General features: G+C 53.1%; 26 protein-coding genes. 6 read left to right on the top strand and 20 right to left on the bottom strand.

Features of this window, described 5'->3' with window-relative positions:
- Window positions 1-45 precede the first annotated feature (45 nt).
- A complete protein-coding gene (locus MXMO3_RS03850; RefSeq protein ID WP_117395000.1) occupies window positions 46-1431 on the top strand; it encodes an amidase in 1386 nt (461 codons plus the stop codon).
- Here MXMO3_RS03850 and MXMO3_RS03855 read toward each other — a convergent pair.
- Complete coding sequence (locus MXMO3_RS03855) at window positions 1428-2711, bottom strand: glycosyltransferase family 87 protein (RefSeq protein ID WP_117395001.1); 1284 nt, start codon at window positions 2709-2711, stop codon at window positions 1428-1430. The two genes, MXMO3_RS03850 and MXMO3_RS03855, sit on opposite strands and share 4 nt — an antisense overlap.
- A gap of 375 nt (window positions 2712-3086) precedes the next feature.
- Here MXMO3_RS03855 and rcdA point away from each other — a divergent pair, with 375 nt between their 5' ends.
- The gene (gene rcdA / locus MXMO3_RS03860) at window positions 3087-3593 is read left to right on the top strand and encodes a protease adaptor protein RcdA (protein WP_245985798.1); all 507 of its coding nucleotides are present in this window, start codon (window positions 3087-3089) and stop codon (window positions 3591-3593) included.
- A 74-nt stretch (window positions 3594-3667) separates the two neighbouring features.
- Here the strand turns inward: rcdA and rpmE are convergent, their stop codons facing one another.
- Entirely contained in the window at window positions 3668-3889 is a 222-nt protein-coding gene (gene rpmE, locus MXMO3_RS03865; protein WP_027834988.1) for a 50S ribosomal protein L31, read from the bottom strand.
- Between the two features lie 236 nt (window positions 3890-4125).
- Between rpmE and MXMO3_RS03870 the strand changes: the two genes are divergently transcribed.
- On the top strand, window positions 4126-5943 hold the full coding sequence (locus tag MXMO3_RS03870) for an ABC transporter transmembrane domain-containing protein (protein ID WP_027834987.1): 1818 nt from the start codon (window positions 4126-4128) through the stop codon (window positions 5941-5943).
- A gap of 64 nt (window positions 5944-6007) precedes the next feature.
- Here the strand turns inward: MXMO3_RS03870 and MXMO3_RS03875 are convergent, their stop codons facing one another.
- The 15 genes from MXMO3_RS03875 to MXMO3_RS03945 form a co-directional block, all read right to left on the bottom strand.
- A complete protein-coding gene (locus MXMO3_RS03875; RefSeq protein WP_027834986.1) occupies window positions 6008-7030 on the bottom strand; it encodes a peptidoglycan -binding protein in 1023 nt (340 codons plus the stop codon).
- Window positions 7031-8050, bottom strand: coding sequence for a hypothetical protein (locus tag MXMO3_RS03880; protein WP_036221882.1), 1020 nt, complete (start codon window positions 8048-8050; stop codon window positions 7031-7033). It lies immediately after the preceding gene.
- 187 nt (window positions 8051-8237) lie between these two features.
- Window positions 8238-9029: an inositol monophosphatase family protein gene (locus MXMO3_RS03885; RefSeq protein WP_036221879.1), complete on the bottom strand. Its 792-nt coding sequence runs from the start codon at window positions 9027-9029 to the stop codon at window positions 8238-8240.
- A 12-nt stretch (window positions 9030-9041) separates the two neighbouring features.
- Window positions 9042-9605 (bottom strand): elongation factor P, encoded by a 564-nt coding sequence (gene efp / locus MXMO3_RS03890; RefSeq protein WP_027834984.1) that lies wholly within the window; start codon window positions 9603-9605, stop codon window positions 9042-9044.
- A gap of 132 nt (window positions 9606-9737) precedes the next feature.
- Window positions 9738-10739 carry a tetratricopeptide repeat protein gene (locus MXMO3_RS03895; protein ID WP_117395003.1) on the bottom strand — a complete coding sequence of 334 codons (1002 nt, stop codon included), beginning with the start codon at window positions 10737-10739 and terminating at the stop codon, window positions 9738-9740.
- Window positions 10736-11326 carry a thiamine phosphate synthase gene (locus MXMO3_RS03900; RefSeq protein WP_117395004.1) on the bottom strand — a complete coding sequence of 197 codons (591 nt, stop codon included), beginning with the start codon at window positions 11324-11326 and terminating at the stop codon, window positions 10736-10738. The genes MXMO3_RS03895 and MXMO3_RS03900 overlap by 4 nt, the downstream gene beginning before the upstream one ends.
- Window positions 11327-11533: 207 nt before the next feature.
- Window positions 11534-12601 carry a class II fructose-bisphosphate aldolase gene (gene fba / locus MXMO3_RS03905; RefSeq protein ID WP_117395005.1) on the bottom strand — a complete coding sequence of 356 codons (1068 nt, stop codon included), beginning with the start codon at window positions 12599-12601 and terminating at the stop codon, window positions 11534-11536.
- 259 nt (window positions 12602-12860) lie between these two features.
- Window positions 12861-13589: a DUF4386 domain-containing protein gene (locus MXMO3_RS03910; protein ID WP_117395006.1), complete on the bottom strand. Its 729-nt coding sequence runs from the start codon at window positions 13587-13589 to the stop codon at window positions 12861-12863.
- Window positions 13590-13703: 114 nt separating this feature from the next.
- Window positions 13704-14708: an NAD(P)-dependent alcohol dehydrogenase gene (locus MXMO3_RS03915; RefSeq protein ID WP_162889125.1), complete on the bottom strand. Its 1005-nt coding sequence runs from the start codon at window positions 14706-14708 to the stop codon at window positions 13704-13706.
- Window positions 14709-14716: 8 nt separating this feature from the next.
- Complete coding sequence (locus MXMO3_RS03920) at window positions 14717-15346, bottom strand: class I SAM-dependent methyltransferase (protein WP_117395008.1); 630 nt, start codon at window positions 15344-15346, stop codon at window positions 14717-14719.
- Window positions 15330-16010 (bottom strand): DUF2306 domain-containing protein, encoded by a 681-nt coding sequence (locus MXMO3_RS03925; RefSeq protein WP_117395009.1) that lies wholly within the window; start codon window positions 16008-16010, stop codon window positions 15330-15332. Before MXMO3_RS03925 ends, MXMO3_RS03920 begins: the two co-directional genes overlap by 17 nt.
- 92 nt (window positions 16011-16102) lie before the next feature.
- On the bottom strand, window positions 16103-16339 hold the full coding sequence (locus MXMO3_RS03930; protein WP_117395010.1) for a helix-turn-helix transcriptional regulator: 237 nt from the start codon (window positions 16337-16339) through the stop codon (window positions 16103-16105).
- 2 nt (window positions 16340-16341) lie between these two features.
- Window positions 16342-16788, bottom strand: coding sequence for a hypothetical protein (locus tag MXMO3_RS03935; RefSeq protein WP_156905534.1), 447 nt, complete (start codon window positions 16786-16788; stop codon window positions 16342-16344).
- A 155-nt stretch (window positions 16789-16943) separates the two neighbouring features.
- A complete protein-coding gene (locus MXMO3_RS03940) occupies window positions 16944-17945 on the bottom strand; it encodes an NAD(P)-dependent alcohol dehydrogenase (RefSeq protein ID WP_117395012.1) in 1002 nt (333 codons plus the stop codon).
- Window positions 17946-18002: 57 nt separating this feature from the next.
- Window positions 18003-18347, bottom strand: coding sequence for a winged helix-turn-helix transcriptional regulator (locus MXMO3_RS03945; protein WP_027834977.1), 345 nt, complete (start codon window positions 18345-18347; stop codon window positions 18003-18005).
- A 193-nt stretch (window positions 18348-18540) separates the two neighbouring features.
- Between MXMO3_RS03945 and MXMO3_RS03950 the strand changes: the two genes are divergently transcribed.
- Both MXMO3_RS03950 and MXMO3_RS03955 read left to right on the top strand, forming a co-directional pair.
- Window positions 18541-18957 carry a nuclear transport factor 2 family protein gene (locus MXMO3_RS03950; RefSeq protein ID WP_245985799.1) on the top strand — a complete coding sequence of 139 codons (417 nt, stop codon included), beginning with the start codon at window positions 18541-18543 and terminating at the stop codon, window positions 18955-18957.
- Window positions 18957-19160 (top strand): tautomerase family protein, encoded by a 204-nt coding sequence (locus MXMO3_RS03955; RefSeq protein WP_027834975.1) that lies wholly within the window; start codon window positions 18957-18959, stop codon window positions 19158-19160. Before MXMO3_RS03950 ends, MXMO3_RS03955 begins: the two co-directional genes overlap by 1 nt.
- A gap of 32 nt (window positions 19161-19192) precedes the next feature.
- On the opposite strand, the gene MXMO3_RS03960 is transcribed toward MXMO3_RS03955, so the two are convergent.
- The 3 genes from MXMO3_RS03960 to tkt all read right to left on the bottom strand — a co-directional run bounded on the left by MXMO3_RS03960 (window position 19193) and on the right by tkt (window position 23525).
- Window positions 19193-20392, bottom strand: coding sequence for a phosphoglycerate kinase (locus MXMO3_RS03960; protein WP_027834974.1), 1200 nt, complete (start codon window positions 20390-20392; stop codon window positions 19193-19195).
- Between the two features lie 103 nt (window positions 20393-20495).
- Window positions 20496-21503 carry a type I glyceraldehyde-3-phosphate dehydrogenase gene (gene gap, locus MXMO3_RS03965; protein WP_027834973.1) on the bottom strand — a complete coding sequence of 336 codons (1008 nt, stop codon included), beginning with the start codon at window positions 21501-21503 and terminating at the stop codon, window positions 20496-20498.
- 42 nt (window positions 21504-21545) lie between these two features.
- Window positions 21546-23525: a transketolase gene (tkt, locus tag MXMO3_RS03970; RefSeq protein WP_027834972.1), complete on the bottom strand. Its 1980-nt coding sequence runs from the start codon at window positions 23523-23525 to the stop codon at window positions 21546-21548.
- A gap of 219 nt (window positions 23526-23744) precedes the next feature.
- Here tkt and MXMO3_RS03975 point away from each other — a divergent pair, with 219 nt between their 5' ends.
- Window positions 23745-24032 (top strand): DUF4164 family protein, encoded by a 288-nt coding sequence (locus MXMO3_RS03975; protein WP_036221873.1) that lies wholly within the window; start codon window positions 23745-23747, stop codon window positions 24030-24032.
- Window positions 24033-24035 lie beyond the last annotated feature (3 nt).

Below are 24035 nucleotides of genomic sequence, written 5' to 3' on the forward strand. Positions count from 1 at the left end.
ATGACAAACGCAGGCTAACGGTAAGCTCCATATGAGGAGTTTGCCATGTCCGTTTATACCGAGAATTTTCACCTGCCCACTCTGCGTCACATTTATGCGGACAGCCCTGACATTGCGCGAGAAGCCAACGCTGACATAAAGCACCAATTAGAGCTGCGGCGGCGCGAAATTGATGGCGATATTGGTGCTTTTTGTGTGCATGAAGATTTGCCCAACGTGGAGTTTGGCCCCCTTGCGGGACTGCCGGTCACGATAAAGGATCAATTTCATCTTGCCGGGACACGGCTGGGGTTTGGGTTTGGGCAATTGGCTAAAAACCCGAGCAAAAAAGATGCGCCAGCACTTGCCGCGTTGCGCAAAAATGGGGCCCATTTCATCGGTCGCACCAATATGCCACCGCTCGCGCTGGACTTTCAGGCCGTGGATGGCGCCGGGCACCGCACTAATAATCCCCATGATTTGGCACGCACAGCAGGCGGGAGCTCGGGCGGCGGCGCGGCGGCTGTGGCGGCGGGGCTCAGCCTTATCGATATTGGGGCAGACTTATCGGGTTCTTTGCGCATACCCGCGCATTTTTGTGGCGTGATGAGCCTCGTGCCGACCGAGGGGCAATTCAGCAATCGTGGCATGCTGTTAAATGAAACAGCGGCACTGGCCCACTTTGCGCGGCCGGGGATCATAGGGCGATCCGCCGACGATCTATGGGTGATGCATCAATTTATGCGCGGCAATGAGGATGTGCCACCGCCCTTGTCGGGGCCCTCTAAATCCGACGTCAAACTCGGTTGGTTGCCACATGGCGATGCGCATCCGTTGGGTCGCGACGTGCGCACCGTCTTCGACCAATGGCGGGCAAATGCATTGCGTCAGGGCGTGCAGTTTGCCGATGTCGACATGGATATTTTTGCCGCGTCTCTGCGGCATGATTTTGCATTTTTGATGGGGTATGAAACAGGCGGCTTAATGCCCTGGGTTGCACGGTTGGCGGCGCGTCTGTTTGGCCGGGCTGCAGCAAGGCGATCTCCGGATTTTCTGGCGCAGGTGCAAAAGGGATATGCCCGATCAAAATCGACCTACAAAGCGGCGCTTCAGCGACGGGATGACTATATTGAGACGGCGCTATCTGCCTTTGGGAACCTTGACGCGATCATCACACCAGTGACGCCAATGCCTGCCTTTGAGCATGTGCAGCCCGTGCAAGATCATAACGGCGTGCGTGATTATGATCGTTCGTTTGGCGTCGATCGGTTTTCGCTGGGGTATTATGATGCGCTGACTTATTACACAGGCGCCATTTCTCTACTCGGCTTTCCCGTCGTGACTTTGCCTTTGGGTTTTACGCCCGACGGTTTGCCCGTGGGCGCGCAATTGATTGGTCGCCCAAATGCGGAAGAAGCCTTGCTGGCGATAGCTTCGGGGTTGGCGCTCTAGTTGGTTTCCTGCGGAAGGTCGATGGTTTTGTGTGATGAGGACGTCCAATGGCGATATGCGCCCAGGCCGACAATTGCCAGCGGTAAAAGCGGCGCGATTGGGATGCCCGTTGTCAGCGCGAAGCGAGATGTAATGGCGGACAAAAGCACAATGATCGCCAGGATGGTCTTTTCATAAGGCTGGAACCCTTCTTCCACACCAGATTTGACCAAGTAAGCAATCGGCACGATCAGGATCATGAAATCATATGCGAGTGCAAAAGGGGTGAACACCAATCCCCCGGCGATGAGGATTGCGGAACGATTGGCCATTTCTTTGTCGGTGTAGGCTTGGGATTGCTGCGTGTGATGCGGCTTGGGGCGCCAAATTTGGAAAAGAAGCAGCACGATGGCAAGGCTGACCAATATTTGGATTGCTGATGCCCAGGTATCTGAAAGGCCCAGCACACGTAGTGCAGCGTAAACCGAGACCATCTTTTCCCAATTAACAATTCCGTTCCGCAATACATAGGAGGCGATGGGCAATTGCTCAAAAAAGGCCATCCAAGTTTCAAGGCCGAATATCAAGAGGCTGACGACAGCTATGGCAATTGTGGTGACGGCGGCGGAAAGAAAAGTGTGCCAGTGGCGTGCGAACAATAGGGCGAGCGGAATGATCAATCCCAGTTGGGGTTTGTAGCTCAAGAGCCCGATGAAAATGCCCGCCAGCACAAAACGTCTATGTTGCAGGCATAACATTGCCCCGCCGAGTAGGGCGGCAGACAATAGGCCATTTTGGCCGTGCAACATACAGTTCATGGCAGCTGGAAACGCGCAGAGGATAAACGCAGATTTCCAACTCTTGAAAAGTGCGCGGCCAAAAAGGATGACCAAACCGAAACCGATCAAATTGAATAAGAAATATGCAATTGGTTGGGAAAAGTGGCCGAACGGCAAGACATAGACCAACCAGGTTGGCGGATAGAAAAAGGCAAACGAAGTATCCTGAAATCCGGTCCATTCCTTTTGCAGCTCTAAAAAGGGCTGGCCGCTATAAGGGGTCAAGCTGTCGCCCGCCAATGCCAGCTTGGCTGCAGTCCAGAAGCTATTGAAATCTAAAATGAGATATTGCCCGTTGGCGCTTTTAAATCCATTTGGGAAAAACACCACAAACACCAGCAGCCCAATATAGGCAATGAACGCAAAGCTGCCCGCAATGCGCACGCGTTCGGCATTCAACCAATCGCCAGACTTTAGCTGCTCAATCAGCATTTGCCCCATTGTGGGCTTGGATTTTCTCATGCGGTGTTTCCCTTTGGCTCGTCTGTTTTTAGTCCAAAGATCTAAATGTTTGTTCAACAGGTTTTCCGGTCAGATTTGATTAAGGCTAAGGGGCAGCAAATGAGTAAGGTTAAAAAAATGACTCCAATTAAGGTTGTATTAATCAAATGGGGTTAACTTACCATTATCCAGCATGGTCTGGATCTAGCAGAGCGGTTTTTACACTCTGTTTGACGCCTCCCTGTTAACTTTGAGAGCCGCTTCGACGGCTCTTTTTTCTTTTCTGGGGCAATTTCAGGGTCGGGTTTGCCCGCATACCGCCATGTTTGTTTGTTAAACCTTTACCGCTATACTCTGCGGCAATCGATTAATCGTGGAAAAAAAGGGACTGTTGGCTTGAGCGAGAACGAACACGAGCAAGGCGCACAATCACTTGGCCCGAAACTGGTGCAGGCTGGCGGGTTTAACCAGCTTTATCGCGAGGGCATGGCGTTGGTTGAAGAGGTCGCCGGCTATCTCGATGGTGAAGGTCGTGCCGAATCCAAAGCACTTGGGCGGGATGCGGCGCTGGTTTATGCCAGCCAGAGCATGCAACTCACCACGCGATTGATGCAATTGGCCAGTTGGCTTCTGCTGCGGCGCGCGGTGAAAGAGGGCGAGATCTCGATGGATGACGCGCGCAATGAGGATCGTCGGGTGGAACTAAACGCTATGGCGATTGGTGACGAACATGCGGATTGGGCGCTATTGCCGGACCGGATGCGCGATATGATCGCGCGGGCAGATGCTTTGCATAAGCGGATTTTGGCGCTGGATGCGATGGAAAAAGAAGAACAACAACACCCCACAGACAATCCGGTGGTCAGCCAATTGGCGCGGCTGAAAGATGCGTTTCAGCGTTAAGCCCTATTGATAGGCCAAACACAAAAAACCCGGCGCGAGGCCGGGTTTTTGTTTTCAAAGTAGAATTTTGAGGCTTAGCCCAAAATGCCTTTGAATTTCTCTTTAAAGCGAGACACGCGGCCACCACGGTCGAGCAACTGGCCTGAGCCACCTGTCCACGCTGGGTGCGTTTTTGGATCAATATCCAACTGCATTGTATCGCCTTCAGAACCCCAAGTTGAACGGGTCTGATATTCAGTGCCATCAGTCATGACCACTTTGATCATGTGATAATCAGGATGAAGATCTTTTTTCATCGTTTGCTTACCTTCAAAAAGTGTAAAGGCGAGTCATCGTGCAATTCATGGCGCAATTCATGCCTGCGCGACCCGCAAAATTCGTTTCGTTGCCGGGGTTCTATAACAAGATTGCGTTGGGCGCAAGAGAGAGTTTACCCAATTTGGCAATGGACATAGAGTTTCGTGCGCGCGCTATTGATGTTAGACCGCGCAATACCTATTTTTACTGCTCACAAACCAATCGGATCGATCATATGTCAGAGCAAAGTGCGGCGCCGGAAAAGCCGGTGGATGAGCGTTTGAAAAATATCGTTTTGTCAGAACGCCAACCCGCAAGTGGAGTGAAGCCGCTTAAAGCTTTGCTGCCCTTTGTACTGCATTACCCCGTGCGCCTGGGGCTTACGGCATTATTCCTGCTGGTGGCGGCAATCGCTTCACTGACCATTCCGTCTTTGATCGGCAACATTATTGATGAAGGGTTCGTTGCCCAAAATCTTGATGTCATCAATCAATATTCTTTCGTGATCATCGCGATTGCCGGGGTTTTGGCGCTGGCGTCTGCGGCGCGGTTTTATTTTATATCTGTTATCGGCATGCGGGTGATCACGGATATTCGGCGGGCGGTGTTTAAGCACCTCGTGGATATGGACATCACTTTTTTCGACACCAACCGCACAGGCGAGTTGATTTCGCGGATTACCAGCGATGTGGGCATTGTGCGTGGCGCGCTCGATTCGGCCCTGCCAGTTGTGCTGCGCTCCAGTGTGATGCTGATTGGTGCGGTGTTGATGATGTTTGTCACCTCGCCCTATTTGGCCACCACGGTCATCGTTGTGATCCCGCTTTTGGTGTTTCCCATTGTTTGGCTAGGGCGCTATATCCGCAATCTGTCGCGGCGCCAGCAGGACCGCATTGCCGATCTGGCGGCTATGGCAACGGAGACATTTGGGGCAATTAAGACCATCAAGGCCTTTACCCAGGAAAAGCACCGCAATGAAGAATATGCGGGCTATGCCGAAGGCAGTTATCAATCCGAGGTTGCGCGGCTTTTGGTGCGTGCCGGGATGATTGCCTTTGTTATCTTTCTGACTGCCACGGCGCTTGTTGCATTGGTGTGGGTCGGCACACAATTGGTGCTGACGGATCAAATCACTGTTGGCGAACTTAGCCAGTTTTTGATTTATGCCATGCTGGCAACGGGCACGCTGACGGGTATTTCTGAAATTCTCGGCACGTTGCAAACCGTCGCGGGGGCCAGCGAACGGATCACCGAAATTCTGGCCACCGAACCGACGATAGAAACACCCAGCAATCCGTTGAGTTTTCCTGAACCCCCTGTGGGGACGGTTAAATTTGAGGACGTTGAGTTCCGCTATTTGACGCGGCAGGATGAGCCAGTGCTTAACGGCATTAATCTGGAAGTGAAACCCGGTGAAACCGTAGCGCTTGTGGGCGCTTCCGGTGCGGGTAAATCAACTCTGTTTTCACTGTTGCAGCGCTTTTATGATGCCTCAAGCGGCAGTGTGAAAGTGGATGGCGTGGATGTGCGTCAGGCTGATTTTCAGCAATTGCGCCAGCGCTTTGCCTATGTGGAGCAAGATTCGGTCATGTTCTCCGGCACCATTGCGGAAAATATCCGCTTTGGTAAACCAGAGGCGACCGACGAAGAAGTGCGCGAGGCGGCGGAAGCAGCGCTCGTGGATGACTTCGTCTCGCGGCTGGAAGATGGCTACGAGTCCGTTGTGGGTGAACGCGGGGTGATGCTGTCGGGCGGCCAAAAGCAGCGCGTGGCCATTGCCCGCGCCCTGCTGAAGGATGCGCCGATCCTGTTGCTGGACGAGGCGACCAGCGCGTTGGATGCGGAAAGCGAAACCAAGGTGCAGGCCGCGCTCGAGCGTTTGATGGTGGGCCGCACGACCCTTGTTATCGCCCACCGCTTGGCGACGATCAAAAACGCGGACCGGATTTTGGTGATGGAAGATGGCAAGGTGCTCGATGAGGGCACCCACGATGAACTGATCGCCAAGGGCGGCCGCTATGCCGAGCTGGCGAAACTACAGTTTCAGCAATAGGCTTTCCGGCAAACTTCCATTTTTCGTCCGGCCCTAAACCCTCCCCACCGCGGGGAGGGAGCTTTTAGTTTGTCAGTTTAAATTCGATGCGGCGGTTTCGGCGGAAGGCCTCTTCTGAGTCACCATCATCGATCGGCTGAAATTCCCCAAAGCCAGCAGCCACTAGCCTTTGTGGTGAGATGCCTTGGTCCACCAGATATTTGGCCACGGAAATGGCACGGCTGGCGGAAAGCTCCCAGTTTGAAGGGAAGCGTGGGGTGTTGATCGGGCGCTTATCCGTATGGCCGCCAATTTGCAGCACCCACGGAATTTCAGGTGGGATTTCGTTTTCCAGCTCTTTGATGGCGCTCGCCAAGGCGTTCAAATCATCCAACCCTGCGTCAGCCACTTCGGCGCTGCCCGCGCTGAACAGCACTTCAGATTGGAACACAAAGCGGTCGCCCTCGACGCGGATGTCGCTGCGGCCCGCCAGAATTTCGCGCAAGCGGCCAAAAAAGTCAGACCGATAGCGGGATAAATCCTGCACCCGTTGCGCCAGCGCCAAATTGAGGCGGCGGCCCAAGTCTGAGATGCGCGTGCGGCTTTCAAGGTCGCGCTGCTCGCTGGCTTCCAAGGCCTGTTCAAGGGCGGCGATTTGTGAGCGCAGCGCGGACAATTGCTGGTTGAGCAAGGCGACTTGCGCCGTTGCTTCATCGCTCATTTCGCGCTCGTCTGCCAATTCGCTGGTGAGTGTTGCGATGCGCTCATCCTTGTCGGATACCCCTGCGCCGAGCCCCTGTAGCTGGCTTTGCAGCTGATCGCGTTCGCTTTCCGTCCCGGCCAATGTGGCGGAGAGAGAGGCAATGGTGGCTTCCAAATCGTCAGAATTGGCGCGTTCCAATTGCAGCAGTTCGGTCAACTCAGCAATCTGTGAGTTCAGCCGGGTGAGTGCTGTGTCTTTGCCCAAGATTTCCTGGCTGAGGAAAAACTGCGCCAGCATAAACACGGACAGAAGAAAGATGATGACCAGCAACAGGCTGGCCATGGCATCCACAAAGCCGGGCCAATAATCCTGACGGGCTTGGCGGCGGGAGCGGGAAAGAGCCATTTATGCGTCCCCTTTGCCCTTGTCTTTTTTCTCGGACTGTTCGTCTTCAACCGATTGCAGCAATGCATCAACCAGCTTGCGCATTTGCGCGTTGTTTTCGGCCTGGTCGTTGATGTGGACGCGCAAATCCTCTTGTTGCTTGCGGATAAGCTTGGTCAACCCGTCGAGGCCGTGGGCCAACTCCGCCATGGCGCGGATGGCGTTTTGCGACGAGGACGAATTTTGCATGGTGGCGCCCAGCTGCTCCACCATGGCTTGCATGCTTGAATCGTCGACACCCATTTGGTTGGCCTGCATTTGGGTCATGGGGTGGTCCAGCTCGGTCATGGATGACATCCAGTCTTCCAGATCGGTATAGAACGCGTTTTGCGCCTGGCTGGCCTGCAAATCCAAAAAGCCCAAAATCAGCGAGCCGCTCAAGCCGAACAGGGAGGATGCAAAGGCGGTGCCCATGCCAGACAAAGGCGCTTCCAAGCCATCTTTCAAATTGGAAAACAAATTGCCGGAATCGCTGTTGGTGACATCAAGTGAGGCGATGACATCGCCGACCGAACTCACCGTTTGCAGCAAGCCATAAAATGTGCCCAACAGGCCGAGGAACACGAGTAGGCCGGTTAGATAGCGCGAGGTGTCTTTGGCCTCGTCCAGGCGGTTGCCCACAGAATCCAAAATAGATCGCATTGAAGCGGGGGTGATGACGGTTTCCCCCAAATGGTCGCGCAAGATCGCGGCAACCGGCATCAAGAGCCGGGGTTGACCGGAGTTAGGGTTGCCGTCCTGCAATCCGTTCACCCAGTTCACTTCAGGGAATAGGCGGATCACTTGAATAAAGCTGAGCACAATGCCCACGAACAACGCCCCCAAAATCACCAAATTGATGAACGGGTTGGACCAGAAGGCCTCAGTCAATTGTGGGGCGAGGATAATCCCGATCATGGCCACAATGATCAAAAAGATGATCATTTTGATGAGATAGATGGTTGGGCTGGATAAACGATAAGGATCGTAAGACGGTGCCATACTTCAAAAATTCCCTCTTCCCCGAAAGTGCGAACCACTTATGTCGCGATTCTAGAGAGTGTGCTCTTGTGTGACAATACCAAATTGCCAATCGGGCATAGTTGAGCCAAAACGCAAATAGCGCGCCGTTTGCACGACGCGCTGATGAGTGTTGCTGCGAACTATGGCAGGGATATGATGCCAGCTGTTAAGCGGCTTTAAGTGCCTTGCGCATTTGCGCATGCAGTTTCTCGTTCGCCGCCAAAATCGAGCCGCTTTCGGGCTTGATATCTTTGTTGTTCAAGTCGGTGACAAGGCCACCAGCTTCGCGCACCATCAACAAGCCTGCGGCAATGTCCCATGGGGCCAAATCGCGTTCCCACATGGCATCAAAACGGCCTGCGGCCACATAGGCCAGGTCGAGGGCGGCAGAACCTGTGCGTCGCACACCGGAAGAGGCGGCATTGATGGCCGCAACTTCTGAAATGGTCTGTGTGTCGTTACGCACATTTGTGGTTTGCTTGATGCCGGTAACGGCCACTGCATCGGCCAAGTGAATGCGGCCGGAAACGCGCAGGCGGCGATTGTTCAAAAAGGCGCCTTTGCCCCGTTCAGCGGTGAACAGCTCGTCCGTGATCGGATTGTAAATCACGCCGCCGACCATTTGGCCGTTGCGCTCAAGCCCAATGGAAATCGCAAACATGGGGATGGAGTGCAAAAAGTTGGTGGTGCCATCGAGCGGATCAATGATCCAGCGGTGCTGGCCGTCCGTGCCTTCCACCTCGCCGCCTTCTTCCATCAAGAAAGAATAGCTTGGGCGCGACTTGTGCAGCTCTTCGTAAATGGCTTTTTCCGCACGCTTATCGGCAGCGGATACGAAATCCGCTGGCCCTTTGCGCGACACTTGCAGGTTTTCCACCTCGCCAAAGTCTCGCTTGAGCGACCGCGCTGCTTTGCGGGCCGCAGCAGTCATAATTGTTAGAAGGGCAGATTGAGCCATTATAGAATTGTCCTAGTCGGCGCGTTTTGAATAAGTAATTTCGTTTGTGTCGACCACGATTTTTTCGTCCTGACCAACGAAAGGCGGCACCATAACTTTGATCCCGTTTTCCAAAATCGCTGGTTTGAACGAGTTGGCAGCGGTTTGGCCTTTGACAACGGGTTCGGTTTCCGCAACCGCCAAGGTGACAAACTGTGGCAAGGAAATGCCCAAAGGTTTGCCTTCATGGCTTTCAACGGTCACGTTCATGCCGTCTTGCAAAAAGTCTGCACGGTCGCCAACAAATTCGATGGGCAATTCAAGCTGTTCATAGCTTTCATTGTCCATAAATACCAGCATGTCGCCCTGGGCATAAAGGAACTGATAGTCTTTTTGCTCCAACCGCACTTTTTCAACTGTTTCAGCAGCGCGGAAGCGCTCGTTCAGTTTGGTGCCGGAAACGATGTCTTTAAGCTCAACCTGGGCGAATGCGCCCCCTTTGCCGGGCTTAACGCTTTGCACTTTCACCGCAACCCACAACGCACCTTTATGCTGAATCACGTTGCCTGGGCGAATTTCATTGCCATTGAGTTTCATGGATATGCCTTTGACAGATTTAACGAGTGATGGGGCCGAGCGCCATCGAAAAACATTGGCCTGCCTTTTGCCTCAGAATTGGCTCTAGTGCAAGTGGCAAAGCGGTTTCAGGCGTAAAAGCGCGGTAAATGCTTAATTGTCGGCTTCAGTTGTTGACGGTGCGGCGGGCCATACTTTGGCCCATTCTTCGCCTTCAGCGATCATCTGTTTGTCTGCGCCCGCCAACAAATTGTCTAAGGTTTCATCGTTCAGCCCCTGTCGGCGCGCCAGCGCCCGCCATTTTGCGGCTTCCACAATGTTCTTTTGCGTGCCTTCGCCTGCGGCGTAAAATCGGGCCAACCGGGCTTGTGCCACGGGGTTGCCTTGTTGTGCGGCACGTTCATACCATAAAAATGCGGTTTTGAAGTCCTGTGGCACGCCCTTGCCCAAAGTCAGCAAAGTTGCATATTCGATTTGGGCCGCGATCAGGCCTTTGCTGGCGGCTGTGCCGATCAATTCAGCGCCGCGTTGTGGGTCTGGCTCTACGCCGGCACCTTCCATTACCAGAATGCCCAAATCATATTGGGCTTCGGCAAGTCCTTGCGCAGACGCTTCGCTGAGCAATTGGGCAGCATAGGACAGGTTGGGTTCCACATATCGTCCTTCGATATGCAGTTGCGCCAGATTGTATTTGGCTTCGAGCAGCCCTGCCTCTGCGGCCTGTTTGATAAATGTGGCTGCCTTTTCCCGGTCTTGGCTGACGCCATCGCCGGATTGATACATCAGCCCAAGCTGGAATGCGGCATGGGAGTCGCCATTTTTGGCGGCAATCTCGTACCAGCCGGCAGCGCGCTCAAGGTTTCGATCGACGCCAAAGCCGTTGGCATAAATCTCTGCGATAAGTGTTTGGGCTGCGGCATCATCTTCTTTGGCGCGGGGCAGCGCCAATGCCAGGGCGGTGAGATACATGCCCCGTTGAAACGCGCCATAGGCTTCGTCAACTGGACCGTGCGGGGTTTCGGTGGTTTGTGCCTCGTCCAATTCGCTGTTGCTTTCAGGCGGCTCAGCGGGCGGCGTATCTTGCGCAACCACCGGCACGGTTAAAGCGCAAGAGAGCAAGAGCGCGGGCGCCAATTTTTCAACTGACCAGCTCATTTTGAATTCACACTATTGTGGATTTGTTTGAGGGCCGCCAATGGATTATCGGCCTCGTACACCTGTTCCCGCACCGCACAAAACTCGACCTGCTTGCTCAACAGTTCAAGGCTGGTCACAAAGCCAACGGTTGGCACTTCAAAGGTTTCTGCCCACCAATTGGCCATTTCGGCGGTTTCCTCATCATCGATGTTTTTGCTGGGGTCAAGATGGCCGAAAAAGATGTAATCGACATTTTGCTCGCCATTGGTCATGGCATCATGACGGGAGAAGATTTCGCCTGCCCCCACAATCGCGTCGGGCTTTAGCTTTTTGCTCCACGCGCCAGTTTCTTTTGCCCCTTGGGTCAGGTGTGCGCCATCCGCTTTGAGGCTTTGCACAGCCTCTGGCATATTGTCCAAAAGCGCGGCGACACCATGCTGCTGCGCAGGTGCGATCAGGCTTTCTGCCCATTTGCGATATTCATCATCAGCCAATGTGCCCCGCTGGATCAGCATGGCCGCCACAAGGCCGCTTTGCACCAGCTCAAGGCTGGTCTCGTGTGTGGCTTTGTCCGTGTTGGGGGGAACAATGAGGTAGATCTGCATAATGGGCGTAGCTTTCTTTTCCCTTTGAGGTGGCTTGAGTTAGTTGACCTGCAATTTGGGCAGAAAATTGAATTTTATCAATGAATTTCAACCCTATCCATTTCGCGGCAAAGAAAAAACCCCCGCTCGATGAAAAGCGGGGGTTCAAAAGCAGATGGCCAAATGGCCCCTGTCGTGCGCGAATCTGGCTAGGCTGTCCCTAAACGCCTAGCTGATCTGCGGATCCAACTGACCATCTGCATAACGGTTGGCCATGTCGGCCAAAGGTATAATTCTTCCGATTTTGCCAGCGTGCCCGGCGGTGTTGAATTGCTCAAGGCGCTCAATGCACAATTTGGTCATGGCTTCACGAGCAGGCTTCAAATATTTGCGCGGGTCAAATTCGCCCGGATGTTCTGACAAGATCCGGCGGATCTGCCCGGTCATGGCCATGCGATTGTCGGTGTCGATATTGATTTTGCGCACACCGTTTTTAATGCCGCGCTGAATTTCTTCAACAGGCACGCCCCAAGTTTGGGGCATTTCGCCGCCATATTGGTTGATGATGTCCTGCAAATCTTGCGGCACGGAAGAAGAGCCGTGCATCACCAAGTGCGTGTCTGGCAGGCGGCGGTGAATTTCTTCAATCACGTGCATGGCCAGGATTTCACCGTCCGGCTGGCGGGTAAACTTATAGGCGCCGTGCGAGGTGCCCATGGCGATCGCCAAGGCATCAACTTTGGTTTCTTTTACGAACTTCACCGCTTCTTCCGGGTCAGTCAAAAGCTGTTCGGTGGACAATTTGCCCTCGGCGCCGTGGCCGTCTTCCTTGTCGCCTTCGCCTGTTTCAAGGCTGCCCAAAACGCCAAGTTCGCCTTCAACTGAAATGCCGCCGAGATGCGCCATGTCGGTTACGGTTTTGGTGACGCCCACATTGTAGTCCCAGTCAGCAGGTGTTTTGCCATCTTCTTCCAACGACCCGTCCATCATAACCGAGGTGAACCCGGCCTGGATGGCGGTCATGCATGTGGCGGGACCATTGCCGTGGTCAAGATGGATGCAAACCGGAATGTGTGGATAGATCTCGATGATTGCGTCCATCATCCGTTTCAACATCACGTCGTGCGCGTAAGAGCGGGCACCGCGCGACGCCTGAATGATGACAGGAGAATCTGTTTTGTCCGCCGCTTCGGCAATGGCCAGTGCCTGTTCCATATTGTTGATGTTGAACGCGGGCACACCATAATCATGTTCTGCAGCGTGATCGAGCAATTGGCGCAATGTGATGCGGGCCATTAAGTCTCTCCTGAATTGGACAATTCTTATCCGCGTTCTGGCGTTTATTGGCCGCAAAGTCGATATAGACTTTTCGGTGAGGGTGGTATCAATTTGGTATGATTTTTTGCCGCTTATGCCTTGTTTTTATGCGATTTTTCGCGCTGCTCGGGCGGTAACCATATTTGTGTATAGCCATGATGTGGCGCGGCCAGCGCGGGCTGGCGCTTGAATTGGCTTGGAGGGGTGATGCAAACCACCCCTCATTTTTCGGTTTGGCTTAGCAGCTCATTTGCTGTTGCCATTTGTCTTTGTTGACGCCTTTAAACCCGAACCAGATCGCCAGGCCAACTTCGCCAATTGCAGAAGCGCCGAGCAACACATTGGTGGCCAAAGCATAGGCGGATAAATCCATCAGCCCGAAGATCTGGCCAAAGCTATCGAGGGCGTAGCTTGGTGCGCCGATGATTAGGGCGAGGCCAAGAAAGCGCGGCAAATAGCCCGAGCGAAGAACCAATAGGCCAAGCAAAAGCATGTGGACGGCGAACAGCAATTGCCATGCGATTGTGCCTGTGTTGTGGAACTCAAAGAAGAACAGCACCAAACCATCCAACTGCTCAGGCGTAAACGCGGATAGGTAGCTCGCGCCACTGGCGGCATGCGCCATCATCAATAAAGTCATCACATTGATTGCCATCACCACCGTCATCACCAGACGCGCGAACGCTGCCATAAGAGCGGTGGTTTGGCTGGTTGGTTTGAGCAGAACGTAAAGCAATGCTGTCAAAATGACCTCAGTGATGACAATCGTGATCTGCGCCAAAAGCCCGGCATGGAAGACGCCCATATTGCTGCGCAGATTTTGTGCGGTTTGGGTTGCATCGCCCGCCACCACAATTTGTTCGGGCATATACATGAGGCCAATTGGTCCGGCGATCAACAAAATGAGATAGCAAATGGCGGCCAGTATGGTCAGCTTGCGTGGATCGGTGTGATATTGAGTAGACATTTTATTCTCCAGACAAAGTCACGATGGCGTTGTTCAGCCTATTGAGTTGATCCCACAAAAGCATGTGGGCTTGAAAAGAGGTGGTTAGGATTGAAATGAGGCGTTGTATTTGCATCAGGCGTTCCATTCTTGCGGGTGGAAGACGATGCAGCCTTCCCGGGTTTTGTTTTCATATGCCCAGGCCGCATCGATGGCCTTGTTCATTGGAAAGCGATGAGAAATGATTGGCTTGAGGGAGCCGTCAGCCAAGCGATTGGCAATTTCTTCAAGCTTGTCGGGCGATGATGGCGCGAGCACACACAATTGCTGTTTGCCGCCTTTGCCCTTGGTTTGACGCTGTTTCCACAGATGCGAAAAGCCAAACATGGCGAGCAAATGCCGACCCTTTGCTGTCAAAACAGGTTCAACTTTGCGCCATGGTAAAAACCCTGCGCAGTCGATGATCACATCATATTTTTTGCCCTGTGTGGTGAAGTCGGTTTCGCGATAATCGATTGCTTCATCTGCGCCGAGGGCCAGAACCAATTCTTTGTTTTGTGCGGAACAGGTGCCAGTTACCGTTGCGCCTTTGGCTTTGGCGAGTTGGGTCGCAACCCGCCCAATACCGCCTGAAGCGCCATTGATCAGCACCTGTTCACCCTTTTGTATGTTGGCGACATTGATGAAGTGCATCGCTGTTTGCGCGTTAGAGCCGCCAATGGCGGCGCCCGCGTCAAAAGATACGCCTTCAGGCAGAAGGGTAATCGGCGCTTTTTCCGGCAAGGTAACAAATTGGGCGTGCGCGCCAAATTGCATGTCGGTAAAGCCAAAGACGCGGTCGCCAACTTTATATTGGGTCACTTTTTGCCCGACGCGTTCAACGATTCCTGCGAACTCGCCGCCGGGAATTTTGATCCTCGGCTTGAAAAAACCCATGATGATTTTTGCCGGGATTTTCATTAGGGGCCAAGGCGAATTGCCCGTGCGCGCAATCTGGTCGCCATTGCCCATATGGGCAGCTTCGACCTTGATCAAAATTTCATTGTCTGCTGGTTTCGGTTTTGGCACCTCGCGAATTTCGAGCACTTCGGGGCCGCCGAAGCTTTCTTGATAGAGGGCTTTCATTGTTTCATTTGTCATTTGATGGCTCATTCTGTTGGTTTTTGTGCCGCGATGGACGCGCGGCAATCTTGTTCAGGTGCATTCCGTGCACCGAGGATTTGAAAATCATGTGCTTTGAGTTCGGCTTCAGGTTCGCCAAACTTGTAAACATGGATAAAGGGCGCGAGGCGCAATGCGCTGGCGGTTAAAATGATGTGGCGTTTCCACCAGGTGAACTCACCAAGGCATGGGGTTTCGACAAACAACATGCCGCCGGGTTTCAGCAATGTTTTTGCCCGGTGGATGACTTCATGATGGTCTTTGACCAAATGCATGACGTTGAATGCCAAAATTGCATCATAGCTTTCTGGCTCTAAGCGGGGGTCGAAGATGTCCGCGGTGAGAAAACTTGCATTTCTAATGTCGCGTTTTGCGGCTTTGTTGTAGGCAAGTTCGATCATGGCATTTGCGGGATCGATGCCTTCGATTGACTTGACGTGGGGGGCCAGATCAAGGGCGATCTCGCCCGACGCGCAACCAAAGTCCAAAACAACATCGGTCGGTTTGATCAATTGTTTGAGCTGGTTCAGCCGCGTTGCATATTGTGCGTCATGGTCTGAGATTGCAGCGTCATAACGGGTTGCTTGCTTGTTCCAAAAACTACTCTGCTGCGGCATGACGGAGTGCCTTTCTTGGTTTGTAGTGGCTGCGCAGGATCATTTCGCCCACGGCGATATTGATCAAAAACCCGGCCCACATGACGATTTCGATCATCAAAATACTCATTTGTCCTGTGGCGAAATAAATCGGCAGGATCAATAAACGCTGGGTGGCGGGGCCAAGGCTGATCATCACCGCGCGCATCATCCATTCATTGTGGCATTTCACGTCACGATTGAGGATGGCCCGCAGGCCAAGCAATAATGAAGCGATCATGCCGAACGAAAAGATGAGTACTGCAGCGTATTTCCAGCCTGTGCCGAAGGCGGGGAAAAACTGGTTCATATACATGCCACTGGCGGCGGCGCCCAACCCGGCAATGAGCAATAGTCGGCCGGACCAACGGTGAAATTTTGGGACCCGTTTGCGCAGGGCGGGCACGAATTGCAGCGGGGCGAGCACGTTGAAAAAGATGCCGCACACGATGTGAAAGATCACCGGTACTGGGGTGATGAAATATTGTGGCGAAGTCATCTCATTGAGCGCTCCGTCAGCGGCAGGGCCGATGGCGATGGAGCTGAGCTGGATGGTGCCAAACGCAATGTTGACGAGGCCGAATATGAATAGAAATAGCGGTAGGCGCCAATTTGATATTCTAGGCTTCGTTTGAATTTTGGACATAGGAATATCGCTTTCAATCTTGAGGGCATCAAGTGAATCCAAATGGAATTAAGCTGTTGGGGTGGTGCGGTTGCCCGCACCGAAAGGAATTTCTATTCGGGTGGTGGCGGTATGTAGCCAAACACCTCTTCTATTGGCGTTTCAAAAGCATGAGCAATTTGGAACGCCAGTTCGAGCGAAGGGGAATATTTGGCCGCCTCGATTGCCACGATGGTTTGGCGGGAGACACCGACCTTTTCGGCCAGTACCTTCTGGCTCATCTCATCATGATCAAAGCGCAAGCGCCTGATATTGTTGGTGAGCTGACCTTTGTTGGTTTTTTTAGCCATGATTAAAACCCCCGGCGATAGAGCACCAGGCGGGTGGCGCCTTCAATGAGGCTGGCAAAAAACATGGCGTAGATGCTGCCCAGCAGGATGTATTGCATGGGGGCGCCCAATGCGAGCCAGATCATGCCGGTGACAAAAAAGATTGAAAAGGTGATGAAACCCACTTTCATGCCGACCAGATCAATCAGCTTGTCGCGCTCGTCCGCTTTGTCGAAATCGCTTTCTTTGGTGATGATGGCATTCGCGATGCTCACCAGCACAGAAATGACGACGGTTACAATGATGGACCCGCCGATCAGTTTGAGGGCGCTCCATCCCAGTTCAATGCCAGCATCCGGGCCATCCAGCAGCCCGGCTTGGTAGAGGTCGAGCATATAAAAACTATAGATGGTCATCACAATGATGCCGGAGATTAGATAGGTGACGATGTTGCGTTCATGATAAGACATTTTGCTGTCCTTTGCGTCGAAAATATATGACTTGGTGTCGTGTTTGTTGTCCACTATGTAATGTATTCCATTCACAGTGTCAAATATATTTGACACATAGACATAAATTTTTGACGCAAGTCAGCTGTGCTGGTAAAAAAGCAATTAAATTTCAGCTATTTAGATTGAGGATAGGGGGATGATCCGTCGCGTTCGGGTTCAATATGCACCACATGTTTGCCCTGCGCGGCCTGTTTGCTTTGCGCGGCCATGGCCCCTCTGAGCTGCTCAAACGGATATATGTGCTCGATAAAACATTTGATTTGTTTGGCACAAACCATTTCAGCGAGAATTGTCATATCTTCGGGATTGACCTGCCACATCAGAATGCTGATTTTTTTGCCGTCGTCGCGCTTTCTGCGGCTGGCCAGAAAAAGGCGCAGTAAGCTAAAACTGGTGCCGCCCATCACGACATATTTGCCGTGCGATTTGAGGGCGCGAAAGCAGGCATTGGGCCCGCGATTGGCCACCGCATCTACCACCACATCAAACTTTTGTTCGAGTTTGGTAAAGTCCGTTTCTCGAAAATCATATACATGATCGGCGCCGAAGGCGCGCATAGCGTCCAGCTTTTCGGCCTTATCGACCGCATGAACGGTTGCGCCAAAATGCTTGGCCAGCTGGATGCAAAACATGCCAGCACCGCCGCCGCCGCCATTGACCAACACGTGCATGCAGGGTTGGACATTTCCTTCATCGCGGATGGATTGGAGCGCCAGTAGACCGGCTTGCGGCAAGGTGGCGGCTTCTTCAAAGCTCAAGGCGGGCGGCATCTTTGCGAAAAACGCTGCCTTTCCGGTGGCATATTCGGCGAAGGCGCCCCAACCGCTTTGAGACAGGTCGCCAAAAACGTGATCACCCACGGCAAATTCGGCGACTTCGCTGCCGACCTCGGCAACAACACCGGACACGTCACCGCCCAAAATACGATCCTGCGGGCGGCCCGGGCTTTCGATACGGGTGAAGATATGGCCGCGCAGTTTGTCCCAATCCCAAGAGTTTAGAGATGTGGCATGGACCTTGACCAATATTTCATCGGCCTTGGGCGTCGGCATTTCCGCGTCTTGCAGGTGCAGCTGATCTGTTGAGCCGTACTTTTCGCAAATATAGGCCTTCATGCCGCATCTCCTTGCGCATTTGTTGCCCCGTGAAGATGCGCATGAAACATGGCAGTATCAAGTCTGTGTTTTCAATTTGTGGCCGACCTCAACAATGGCCGCCAGGGCAGGCACCAGCTCCGCGCCTAAAGAGGTGAGTTCATATTCCACCGAGGGGGGAGAGGTGGCTTGCACGGTGCGTGTAACAACGCCACGGGCGGTCAGTTCTTTCAGACGCGCCGAAAGCACTTTTGCGGAAACTGGCGGAATGTCGATGCGCAATTCATTGAAGCGTCTTGGCCCCGCGCGCAGGTGCCAAATGACATTTGGCGCCCATGCGCCCGATATAAGCGCAAGGCAATCGGTGAGTGCGCAGGTTTCTGGCGGCGGTGGGCTGTGATTTTTCCGAACCTTGAGTGACATGAGCGGCCTAAATGGTTGTCGAACGGGGCGGCACGGGCAATTGTTCATCGACAAGGGGAAGCAACCGGGCCATGCGCGCCTGCATAAGGTTACCCCGCGGTAACTTCATTCTAGAGGTTACCAACAGTTACTGGGTTGTCAATGGAAACCTTATGTCTAGATTGAGGTCGTTGCCCCCAACAAAGGAAAAATCATGCAGCATACTCCATCTCTCAGGACCGATCCGGCGCCCATGGGCGATCAGATCGCCGCGATATTGCCGGTGCTTCAAGCCTATTTCGATGGGCTATATAATTGTGATGTCGCGTTGTTCAAAACGCTCTTTCATCCCAAGGCGGTTTATGCGACCGCAGATGAAAGCCCGCTGCTTCATCGGGACATGCCCACTTATTTTGAGGTGCTGGCCAAGCGGCAATCGCCTGCGTCACGCAATGAAGCGCGGCGCGATGTGATCGATCAAATTCAGGTTGCGGGCGAAAATACCGCATTTGCGCAGGTGCGTTGCACAATCGGGGCCACCAACTTCATTGATTTTCTAACGCTGGTTCGCGAAGACGGCGCATGGAAAATCATGGCAAAAATTTTCCATATTGAAAAAGGAGCGCGCTAATGCCGTACGTTCATATTGAAGTGACCGATGAAGGCGTCACCGCAGCGCAGAAAAAGGCGCTGATCAAAGGCACCACCGATTTGTTGCAGCAAGTGCTGAACAAAGATCCTGCGACCACTTTTGTGGTTATCGACGAGGTGCCCTTGGAAAATTGGGGCATTGGCGGCCTGCCGGTGACCGCGTTTCGCGCGCAGCAAAAATAAAAAAAGCCCCGCGAGATGCGGGGCTTTTTGTTTTATGCTTTCAGTGCTTCGACGCCGGGGAGGGGCTTGCCCTCCATCCATTCGAGGAAGGCGCCGCCTGCGGTTGAAACATAGGTGAAATCGTTCACCACGCCCGCTTTAGCGAGGGCGGCCACCGTGTCGCCACCGCCTGCAACAGATACCAGCTTGCCTTGCTTGGTGCGTTCTGCCACATAGCGGGCCACCTCAATGGTGGCGTGGCCAAACGGGTCCAGCTCAAATGCGCCCAGCGGTCCATTCCAGATCACGGTTTTGGCTTCGTCAATTGCGCCTTTGATGCGCTCGATTGATTTTTCGCCAGCGTCCAAAATCATGCCTTCTTTGTCCATGGCTTCAAGGCCATAGGTGCGGTGGGGGGCGTTGGCTTCAAAGTGCCAGGCCACAACGCCATCAACAGGCAAAATAATGGCGCAATTTTCATCGGCCGATTTGTCGTAAATGCGCCGGGCGGTTTCTGCCAAGTCTTTTTCGCACAAGGATTTACCAACATCCACGCCTTCTGCATGCAGGAATGTGTTGGCCATGCCACCGCCAATCACCAAGCCTTCAACCTTTTTCAAAAGATTTTCCAGCAGATCGAGTTTGGTGGAGACTTTCGCGCCGCCCACAATGGCGACCACAGGTGTTTTTGGATTGCCGAGGCCAGCTTGCAGGGCCGACAATTCAGCTTCCATCGCGCGACCTGCGCCAGAGGGCAGCTCGCGGGCGAGGGCTTCGGTGGAAGCATGGGCCCGGTGGGCAGACGAGAAGGCGTCGTTCAAATAGATATCGCCGAGGCTGGCCATGCGCTTGGCCAATGCCAAATCATTGGCTTCTTCACCAGGATGGAAACGGGTGTTTTCCATCACGAAAATGGTGCCCGCAGCGCCTTTGGCGATTTGATCTTTTGCGGCGCTCACGTCTGTCCAATCCGTGTCGACAAACTCAACAGGCTGGCCAAACGCTTGTTTGATGCCGGACACGACAACGGCCAATGACATGTCTTTGTTCACCTGACCTTTTGGACGGCCAAAGTGGGAAAGCAGAATTGGCTTGCCGCCATGTTCGATGATGTAGGACATGGTTGGGGCGAGCCGTTCAATCCGTGTGGAGTCGGTCACCATTCCATTTGCAACGGGCACATTCAGATCCACGCGCACCAAAACATTCTTGCCGTTGAAGTCGAAATCTTCGAGTTTTTTAAAGTCGGTCATTTTGTTTCCCATTGGAAAAAGGGCCAAATCAGTTGATTGCGATCATAGCTAAAAAGAAGGGGCCTCAAAAGGCCCCTTCAACATTTAGAAATGCAATTGATGCTTAGATGGTTTTGGCAACAACCACCGCCATGTCGGACATGCGGTTGGAGAAGCCCCATTCATTGTCGTACCAGCTCATTACGGAAACCAGATTGCCATCCATCACTTTGGTTTGTTGTGACGCAAAGTTTGAGGAATGTGGGTCGTGGTTGAAGTCGATTGAAACTTTTGATTCAGGATCAAAATCCAACACGCCTTTGAGCTCGCCTTCAGCAGCGGCTTTAACGATCTCGTTTACTTCCTCAGCTGTGGTGTCGCGTGAAGAGATGAACTTCAAATCCACAACTGAAACGTTTGGTGTTGGTACACGAACTGACATGCCGTCCAACTTGCCATTCAGTTCAGGCAACACAAGGCCAACAGCTTTCGCCGCGCCCGTAGATGTTGGGATCATGGACATGGCAGCGGCGCGGGCACGATACAAATCTTTATGCATGGTGTCCAAAGTTGGCTGGTCACCTGTGTAAGAGTGGATCGTGGTCATCATGCCTTTTTCGATGCCCACTTTTTCGTGCAACACTTTGGCCAATGGGGCCAAGCAGTTGGTGGTGCATGATGCGTTTGAGATCACTTTGTGCTCAGCTGTGATCTGGTCATGGTTCACGCCATAAACAGCAGTGATGTCGGCATTGGCGCCTGGTGCAGAAATCAACACGCGCTTTGCGCCAGCTTCCAAATGCATCGCAGCTTTGTCACGGGCGGTGAAAATGCCGGTACATTCCATGGCCACATCAATGTCCAATTCGCCCCAAGGCAATTCTTTTGGATCACGGATGGCATAAACTTTCATCGGGCCGCGGCCAACGTCGATGGTGTCGCCGTCAACTTTAACTTCACCTGGGAATTTGCCGTGCACACTGTCATAGCGGATCAAGTGTGCGTTGGTTTCCACTGGTCCCAGATCGTTGATCGCGACGACTTCGATGTCGGTGCGTCCAGATTCGATGATCGCACGCAACACATTGCGGCCGATGCGACCAAAACCGTTAATTGCTACCCGTACTGCCATTTTTGTTCTCCAAATGCGAGGGAAGGAAAATTTTTGCGTAAATTAGAGTTGGGAAAGTGCGGCATCAACCACGACTTTGGCCGTAATACCAAAGTGTTCAAACAGTTGGTTGCCCGGCGCACTTGCACCGAAAGAATCCATGCCAACAAATTTACCTGTTGGGCCCAAGAATTTCTGCCAGCTCATCTCAATGCCTGCTTCAACGGCCACGCGGGCTTTGGCATTGCCAAAGATTTGCGCCTTATAATCGTTGGATTGCTGTTCAAATAATTCCATGGATGGCACAGACACAACGCGTACGCTGACTTTTTGATTTTCCAGCTCTTTGGCAGCATCCATGGCCACGGACACTTCTGAACCGGAGGCAAACAGCACCACATCAGCATCTTCATTACCCTTGAGCACATAGGCCCCTTTGGCGCAGCGGTTTTCCGAATTAAATTCGGTGCGCACTGCGGGCACGCCCTGACGGGTCAGGGACAGAATGGATGGCTTGTCTTTTTGCTTAAGCGACAATTCCCAGCATTCCAGTGTTTCTGTGGCGTCCGCCGGGCGGAATACAGAAAGATTTGGAATGGCGCGCAGAGCGGTCAAATGCTCTACAGGCTGGTGGGTTGGGCCATCTTCACCCAAGCCAATTGAATCGTGGGTCATCACAAAGATAGAGCGAATGCCCATCAAGGCCGCCAAGCGGATGGATGGACGACAATAGTCGGTGAACACCATAAAGGTGCCGCCGTAAGGAATCAGGCCGCCATGCAGCGCAATGCCGTTCATGGCTGCGGCCATGCCGTGCTCACGAATGCCGTAATAAACATAATTGCCAGAGCGGTCTTCAGCAGTGAAAATGCCTTGCTCGCCCGACTTGGTGTTGTTGGACCCGGTCAAATCAGCTGAGCCGCCAAACATTTCCGGCATAATGCCATTGATCACGTCGAGCGCCTTGTTGGAGGCCACGCGGGTAGCGATCTTTGGCTTCTCGTCGGCCAGCTTGTGCTTGAAGTCTTTAACAACAGACGCAAAGTTTGATGGCAGTTCGCCGCTCAAGCGACGTTCAAATTCACCACGTGTGTCAGCATCTTTTTCAGCTAAACGTTCTTCCCAAGCGGTGCGGTGTTTTGTGGAGCGACAGCCAGCCAAGCGCCATGCGTCCAACACTTCTTCAGGAATTTCAAATGGTGGGTGATCCCAGCCAAGGGCGGCGCGGGCGCCAGCGATTTCTTCGTCACCCAAGGGCGCGCCGTGGGCAGCGGATGTGCCTGCTTTTGTTGGTGCGCCAAAGCCGATCACGGTTTTTGCGGCGATCATGGTGGGCTTGTCAGATTTCTGGGCTTCAAGAATAGCCTTTTCAACCGCGTCCTCATCATGGCCGTCTACTGCGATGGTGTGCCAACCAGCGGCACGGAAGCGCGCATGCTGATCGGTGGAGTCAGACAAAGAAACTTTACCGTCGATGGTGATGTCATTGTCGTCCCAAATTACGATCAGCTTATTCAGCTTGAGGTGACCTGCCAAAGTGATGGCTTCTTGGCTGATGCCTTCCATCAGGCACCCATCGCCAGCGATGGCGTAAGTGTAGTGATCAACCAGATCGTCGCCAAAGTCGGCGGCCATTTTGGCTTCTGCCATGGCCATGCCAACAGCATTGGAGATGCCTTGGCCAAGTGGGCCTGTTGTGGTTTCGATGCCCGTGGCGTGGCCATATTCAGGGTGACCAGCGGTTTTAGAACCGAGTTGGCGGAAATTCTTGATTTCCTCCATGGTCATATCTTCATAGCCGAGCAGGTGCAGGGCAGAATAAAGCAACATGGAGCCGTGGCCGGCTGAAAGCACAAAACGATCCCGATCGGGCCAGTTTGGCGCTTTGGGGTCGAATTTCATGATTTTGGTAAACAAGACCGTCGCAATGTCGGCTGCGCCCATCGGCATGCCCGGATGCCCGATATTGGCTTTTTGAACCGCGTCCATAGAGAGTGCGCGAATTGCATTGGCCATTGCGCTTGTTTTGGCTAGATCAGTCATTTAAATGCTGCCCCGAGTTGATCGTTTGCTAAAGCAAGATATTTATTGGCGCACTCATAGCAGGTACTCCTTTGGAGTCAATTCCCCCAATTTCGCCAAACTTATTGTACAAAGCTAGTCGAATATGGTCTTTTAGGTGAGCTTTTAGCTATACATCGATGAGAATCAAAATAAAGTTCGGCGTAGGTAGCCATACCTATTCTTGAGTGTTGGACGATTATGGGCGAGCAAAAATATTCAATTGAAGACGCCAATCGGCGGCTAGATACAGCGTTGGATCGGCTGGAGCGCTTGGCACACCATGCGAGAACCAAAGTGCGTGATGCCAGCAATATCGAGCATCAGGTGCAAAATCTGGCAACAGATCGATCGCGGTTGGCCAGCGAACTGGACGAAACCCGGGCCTATGCGCGTACGGTGGAGGAATCTGCCAAAGACGTGTCTGCGCGCATCATGCGGGCGATGGAAAAAGTTCAAGTTGCCCTGAATGGGGAAGATGAGGCGTAGCGG

Origin of the sequence: Maritalea myrionectae (genome assembly GCF_003433515.1) — a bacterium.
Taxonomy (GTDB): Bacteria; Pseudomonadota; Alphaproteobacteria; order Rhizobiales; family Devosiaceae; genus Maritalea; species Maritalea myrionectae.

Excerpts from the sequence above, each read along its gene's own strand:
- MXMO3_RS03950 (WP_245985799.1), top strand. The coding sequence starts at position 18,541 with ATGCAGCATACTCCATCTCTCAGGACCGATCCGGCGCCCATGGGCGAT.
- MXMO3_RS03915 (WP_162889125.1), bottom strand. The coding sequence starts at position 14,708 with ATGACAAATGAAACAATGAAAGCCCTCTATCAAGAAAGCTTCGGCGGC.
- MXMO3_RS03855 (WP_117395001.1), bottom strand. The coding sequence starts at position 2,711 with ATGAGAAAATCCAAGCCCACAATGGGGCAAATGCTGATTGAGCAGCTA.
- MXMO3_RS03920 (WP_117395008.1), bottom strand. The coding sequence starts at position 15,346 with ATGCCGCAGCAGAGTAGTTTTTGGAACAAGCAAGCAACCCGTTATGAC.
- MXMO3_RS03910 (WP_117395006.1), bottom strand. The coding sequence starts at position 13,589 with ATGTCTACTCAATATCACACCGATCCACGCAAGCTGACCATACTGGCC.
- MXMO3_RS03930 (WP_117395010.1), bottom strand. The coding sequence starts at position 16,339 with ATGGCTAAAAAAACCAACAAAGGTCAGCTCACCAACAATATCAGGCGC.
- MXMO3_RS03975 (WP_036221873.1), top strand. The coding sequence starts at position 23,745 with ATGGGCGAGCAAAAATATTCAATTGAAGACGCCAATCGGCGGCTAGAT.
- MXMO3_RS03935 (WP_156905534.1), bottom strand. The coding sequence starts at position 16,788 with ATGTCTTATCATGAACGCAACATCGTCACCTATCTAATCTCCGGCATC.
- tkt (WP_027834972.1), bottom strand. The coding sequence starts at position 23,525 with ATGACTGATCTAGCCAAAACAAGCGCAATGGCCAATGCAATTCGCGCA.
- fba (WP_117395005.1), bottom strand. The coding sequence starts at position 12,601 with ATGGCCCGCATCACATTGCGCCAATTGCTCGATCACGCTGCAGAACAT.
- MXMO3_RS03885 (WP_036221879.1), bottom strand. The coding sequence starts at position 9,029 with ATGGCTCAATCTGCCCTTCTAACAATTATGACTGCTGCGGCCCGCAAA.
- MXMO3_RS03945 (WP_027834977.1), bottom strand. The coding sequence starts at position 18,347 with ATGTCACTCAAGGTTCGGAAAAATCACAGCCCACCGCCGCCAGAAACC.
- efp (WP_027834984.1), bottom strand. The coding sequence starts at position 9,605 with ATGAAACTCAATGGCAATGAAATTCGCCCAGGCAACGTGATTCAGCAT.
- MXMO3_RS03955 (WP_027834975.1), top strand. The coding sequence starts at position 18,957 with ATGCCGTACGTTCATATTGAAGTGACCGATGAAGGCGTCACCGCAGCG.
- gap (WP_027834973.1), bottom strand. The coding sequence starts at position 21,503 with ATGGCAGTACGGGTAGCAATTAACGGTTTTGGTCGCATCGGCCGCAAT.
- MXMO3_RS03875 (WP_027834986.1), bottom strand. The coding sequence starts at position 7,030 with ATGGCTCTTTCCCGCTCCCGCCGCCAAGCCCGTCAGGATTATTGGCCC.
- MXMO3_RS03960 (WP_027834974.1), bottom strand. The coding sequence starts at position 20,392 with ATGACCGACTTTAAAAAACTCGAAGATTTCGACTTCAACGGCAAGAAT.
- MXMO3_RS03900 (WP_117395004.1), bottom strand. The coding sequence starts at position 11,326 with ATGCAGATCTACCTCATTGTTCCCCCCAACACGGACAAAGCCACACAC.
- MXMO3_RS03940 (WP_117395012.1), bottom strand. The coding sequence starts at position 17,945 with ATGAAGGCCTATATTTGCGAAAAGTACGGCTCAACAGATCAGCTGCAC.
- MXMO3_RS03925 (WP_117395009.1), bottom strand. The coding sequence starts at position 16,010 with ATGTCCAAAATTCAAACGAAGCCTAGAATATCAAATTGGCGCCTACCG.
- MXMO3_RS03850 (WP_117395000.1), top strand. The coding sequence starts at position 46 with ATGTCCGTTTATACCGAGAATTTTCACCTGCCCACTCTGCGTCACATT.
- MXMO3_RS03870 (WP_027834987.1), top strand. The coding sequence starts at position 4,126 with ATGTCAGAGCAAAGTGCGGCGCCGGAAAAGCCGGTGGATGAGCGTTTG.
- MXMO3_RS03895 (WP_117395003.1), bottom strand. The coding sequence starts at position 10,739 with ATGAGCTGGTCAGTTGAAAAATTGGCGCCCGCGCTCTTGCTCTCTTGC.
- rpmE (WP_027834988.1), bottom strand. The coding sequence starts at position 3,889 with ATGAAAAAAGATCTTCATCCTGATTATCACATGATCAAAGTGGTCATG.
- MXMO3_RS03880 (WP_036221882.1), bottom strand. The coding sequence starts at position 8,050 with ATGGCACCGTCTTACGATCCTTATCGTTTATCCAGCCCAACCATCTAT.